Origin of the sequence: Paraburkholderia sp. LEh10, from assembly GCF_017814945.1 — a bacterium.
Classification (GTDB): Bacteria; Pseudomonadota; Gammaproteobacteria; order Burkholderiales; family Burkholderiaceae; genus Paraburkholderia.
The window spans coordinates 1202-6062 of the sequence record NZ_JAGIPX010000149.1; the positions used below are offsets into that span (position 1 = coordinate 1202).

Here is a 4861-nt window from a genome sequence, read left to right on the forward strand (position 1 = left end):
CCGATGACGACCGACGCCAGCCGGCGCAACCCGGCGCACCCGATCCGATGAACATCTCACACTTCTGCATCGACCGTCCGATCTTCGCCTCGGTCATCTCGATCGTCATCACGCTGGGCGGCGCGCTGGCCATGCTCGCGCTGCCCACCGCGCAGTACCCCGACATCACCCCGCCGCAGATCACGATCTCCGCGACCTATCCGGGCGCGAGCGCCGACGTGGTGGCCAACAACGTGGCCGCCCCGATCGAGCAGCAGGTCAACGGCGCGGACAACATGATCTACATGAGCTCGTCGAGCTCCTCCACGGGCAACCTGACGATCAACGCGTACTTCCAGATCGGCACGAACCCCGAGCTCGCCCAGGTCGACGTGCAGAACCGCGTGAACCTCGCGCTGCCGCAGCTGCCGCAGTCGGTCACCAACCAGGGCGTGCAGGTGCAGAAGAAGTCGCAGGCGTTCATGATGGTGATCGCGATCTACTCGGCCAGCGAGCGTTACGACGCCACCTACATCGCCAACTACGCGAACGTCTACGTGCTCGACGCCCTCAAGCGCATCCCCGGCGCGAACCAGTCGAGCATCTTCGGCACGCCCGACTACGCGATGCGCATCTGGCTGCGCCCCGACCGCATGGCGCAGCTGGGCATCACGGCCGCCGACGTGCAGCGCGCGGTGGCCAACCAGAACCAGCAGTTCGCCGTCGGGCGCCTGGGCCAGTCGCCCACGGGCGCCCCCGTCGAGCAGTCGTTCGCCGTGACCACCTCGGGGCGCCTGACCGAGCCCGCCGAGTTCGAGGACATCATCATCCGCGCGCAGAGCGGCGGCGCGGCGATCGTGCGCCTGAAGGACATCGGGCGCGCCGAGCTCGGCCAGAAGGACTACTCGATCCGCAGCAACTTCCAGGGCAAGCCCGCCACCGTGATCGCCGTCTACCAGCAGCCGGGCGCCAACGCGCTCGACGTCTCGAAGCAGGTGCGCGCCACGCTCGCCGAGATGAAGAAGTCGTTCCCCGAGGGCATCGACTACGAGATCGCGATGGACACCACCGAGTTCACGCGCGCATCGATCGCCGACGTCGTGCACACGTTCTTCGAGGCGGTGGTGCTGGTGGTGATCGTCGTGTTCGTGTTCCTGCAGAGCCTGCGCGCGACGCTGATCCCGGTGCTCGCGGTGCCCGTGTCGATCGTCGGCACCTTCATGGGGATGGCCGCGCTCGGCTTCTCGGTCAACATGCTCACGCTGTTCGGCATGGTGCTCGCGATCGGCATCGTGGTGGACGACGCGATCGTCGTGATCGAGAACGTCGAGCGCAACATGACGGTGCACCGGCTCGACCCGAAGACGGCCGCCAAGCAGGCGATGGACGAAGTGGCGGGCCCCGTGATCGCGATCGTGCTGGTGCTGTGCGCCGTATTCGTGCCCGTGGCGTTTCTGGGCGGCATCACCGGGCAGATGTACAAGCAGTTCGCGATCACGATCGCGATCTCCGTGGTGATCTCCGGCGTCGTCGCGCTCACGCTCTCGCCCGCGCTCGCGGCGCTGCTGCTCAAGCCCGGGCATCACGAGAAGAAGGGCTTCTTCCGCTGGTTCGACAACCAGTTCGCGCGCATGACGGCGGGCTACACGCGCGCGGTGCGGCTCGTGATCAAACGCTTTGCGATCGCGCTGCTGCTGTTTGCCGGCATGATCGCGCTGGCCGTCGTGATGATGCGCGACATCCCGACCGCGTTCCTGCCGCCCGAGGACCAGGGCTATCTGCTGGGCGCCGTGATCATGCCCGATGCCGCGTCGCTGGACCGCACGGGCGAGGTCTCGCAGCGCGTGACCGACTACTTCATGAAGCAGCCGGCCGTGGGCAGCATCACCACCGTCGATGGCTTCAGCCTCCTCGACAGCCAGAACAAGAACAACGCGTCGACCTTCTTCGTCGGCTTCAAAAGCTTCGAGGAGCGCTACAAGTCGGCCAATATCCGCACGCAGAATGCGCGCGCGGTGCTGATCGATGCGTACCGGACGCTGTCGCAGGTGCGCCAGGGCATCATCCTGCCGCTCAATCCGCCGTCGATTCCGGGGCTCGGCACCACGGGCGGCACCGAGATGTGGATCCAGAGCAAGGGCGATGCGACGATCGCGCAGTTCGCGGCCGTGGTCGACGACTTCGTCGCGAAGGCGAAGCAGCGCCCCGAGCTCACGGGCGTCACCTCGACCTTCAACGCGAGCTCGCAGCAGCTGCTGGCGGACGTGGACCGCGACAAGGCCGAGACGCTGGGCGTGCCCGTCCAGGACGTCTACAGCGCGATGCAGACGATGTTCGGCTCGCTGTACGTGTCGCAGTTCAACCGCTCGAGCCGGCTGTGGCAGGTGATCCTGCAGGCCGAGCCGTCGTACCGCCTCAAGCCCGAGGACCTGACGCAGGTCTTCGTGCGCAGCGCGAACGGCAGCATGGTGCCGCTCAAGTCGGTGGTGACCTCGCGCTACGTGACGGGGCCGGACCTGATCACGCGCTTCAACAACTTCCCGGCCGTGAAGATCACCGCGAACGCGGCGCCCGGCTATGCGTCGGGCCAGGTGATCGCCGCGCTCGAGGACATCGCCGCGACGATGCCCTCGGACTACGGGATCGCGTGGAGCGGCGAAGCGTTCGAGGCGAAGCAGTCGGGCGGCACCTCGAGCCTCGTGTTCGTGTTCGGGCTGGTGATGGTGTTCCTGATCCTGGCGGCGCAGTACGAGAAGTGGAGCCTGCCGTTCGGCGTGCTGATGGCGGTGCCGTTCGCGCTGTTCGGCGCGCTGCTGGCGATCCTGCTGCGCGGGCTGAACAACGACGTGTACTTCCAGATCGGCCTGACGATGCTGGTGGCGCTCGCGGCGAAGAACGCGATCCTGATCTTCGAGTTCGCGGTGCTCAACCGCGAGTCGGGCAAGTCGGTGTTCGACGCGACGATGACGGCGGCCGAGGAGCGGCTGCGCCCGATCGTGATGACCTCGCTCGCGTTCATTCTTGGCTGCGTGCCGCTCGCGATCGCCACGGGCGCGTCGGCCAACAGCCGGCATTCGATCGGCACGGGGGTGATCGGCGGGATGCTGGGGGCCACCGCGATCGCCGTGTTCTTCATCCCGATGTTCTTCTATGTGCTGGAGACGATGTCGGAGCGCTCGGGCAAGAAGAAGGGCAAGGGCACCGAGGCGGGGGATGTGCCGCCCGCCTCGCCGCCTGCCGGGCCGGGGCCGGCCGGGCCGCCGAAGGTGCCGCCGTCGGTGGCGGGCCCGGCCAGCACGGGCGGACCGGGCAGCGGCGGCACCACCACCAGCCCGTCCGCCCCGCGCGAGGATGACTGACATGCGACGCGTTCTGCTTCTGTGCGTGCCGTGCGCCCTCGCGCTGGGCGGCTGCCTGCTCGGGCCGGACTACTCGCGCCCGCCGCTCGAGGTGCCCGCCACCTACCGCTTCCCCGACAGCTACGCGGCGGACGTGGCGAACACCGAATGGTGGAAGCAGTTCAACGATCCCGTGCTCGACGAGCTGATCACCACCGCGCTCGCGAACAACAACGACGTGAAGGTCGCCGCGGCGCGTGTCGACCAGTTCCTCGGCCAGTTCGTCACGACCCGCGCGGCGCTGCTGCCGCAGGTCGGCGCGAGCTTCGACGCCGAGCGCCAGCGGCTGCCCACCTCGGGCTCGCCGCTGCTCGCGAACCTGAACAACCCGGTGTTCAACACGTACACGGCGGCGCTGTCGGCGTCGTGGGAGATCGACCTGTTCGGCCGCAACCGGCGGCTCACGGAGTCCGCGCGCGCGAGCCTGCTGTCGACGGAGGAAGCGAAGCGCGGCACGGTCCTCACGCTGGTGTCGTCGGTGGCGTCGTCGTACATCAACCTGCGCAGCCTCGACCGGCAGCTGGAGATCGCGAAGGCGACCACGGCGAGCCGCGCCGACTCCGTGCATGTGTTCGAGCTGCGCTTCCAGGGCGGCGAGGTCTCGCAGATGGAGCTGGCGCAAAGCCAGTCCGAGTACGAGGACTCGCGCGCGCGCATTCCGCAGATCGAGGCGCAGATCGCGCAGCAGGAGGACGCGCTGTCGGTGCTGCTCGGGCGCAATCCGGGCGACATCCTGCGAGGCCGCGCGCTCGCGGAGCTCGCGGCGCCCGCCGTGCCGGCCGGGCTGCCGTCCGATCTGCTCGAACGGCGCCCCGACCTGCGCCAGGCCGAGCAGGATCTGGTCGCGGCCAATGCGCAGATCGGCGCGGCGAAGGCGCTGTATTTCCCGCAGATCTCGATCACGGGCCTGTTCGGCACGCAAAGCGGGCAGTTCTCGAAGCTCTTTACGGGGCCCTCGCGGGTGTGGTCGTTTGCCGGCGCGATCACGCAGCCGATCTTCACGGGGGGCGCGATCACGGGCCAGGTGAAGCAGGCCGAGGCCGTGCAGCAGCAGGCGCTGTACTCGTACCGCAAGGCGATCCAGGTGGCGTTCCAGGAGGTCGACGATGCGCTGATCTCGTCGCAGAAGCTGCGCGAGCAGTTCGACGTGCAGGGGCAGCAGGTCGAGGCGCTGGCCACCTATGCGCATCTGGCGCGGCTGCGTTACGAGGGCGGCTATACGAGCTACATCGAGGTGCTCGACGCCGAGCGCAGTCTCTTTAACGCACAGCTGAGCCAGACGCAGACGCAGGCGGGCGTGCTGGTGTCGTACGTGAACCTGTACAAGGCGATGGGCGGCGGCTGGGTCGTCGATGCGGAAGGGCTCACGACGCAGTCCGCGCAGTCCACGCAGTCCACGCACACGGGCGGGGATGCGCCGCCGCAGGACGTCAAATGAGCGAGACGGCTTCGAACTATCTGGGGCGTGTGGCGAGGGCCGTGCC

2 protein-coding genes are annotated in these 4861 nt (G+C 68.1%); both read left to right on the top strand.

The features are described 5' to 3' along the window. Positions 1 to 47 precede the first annotated feature (47 nt). The gene (locus J8I87_RS43055) at positions 48 to 3338 is read left to right on the top strand and encodes an efflux RND transporter permease subunit (protein WP_209938695.1); all 3291 of its coding nucleotides are present in this window, start codon (positions 48 to 50) and stop codon (positions 3336 to 3338) included. A 1-nt stretch (position 3339) separates the two neighbouring features. Further along, positions 3340 to 4815: an efflux transporter outer membrane subunit gene (locus J8I87_RS43060; protein WP_209938693.1), complete on the top strand. Its 1476-nt coding sequence runs from the start codon at positions 3340 to 3342 to the stop codon at positions 4813 to 4815. The last annotated feature ends 46 nt before the right edge of the window (positions 4816 to 4861 follow it).

Bases quoted from the DNA above. Each gene is read 5' to 3' on its own strand.
- J8I87_RS43055 (WP_209938695.1), top strand. From the start codon at position 48: ATGAACATCTCACACTTCTGCATCGACCGTCCGATCTTCGCCTCGGTC.
- J8I87_RS43060 (WP_209938693.1), top strand. From the start codon at position 3,340: ATGCGACGCGTTCTGCTTCTGTGCGTGCCGTGCGCCCTCGCGCTGGGC.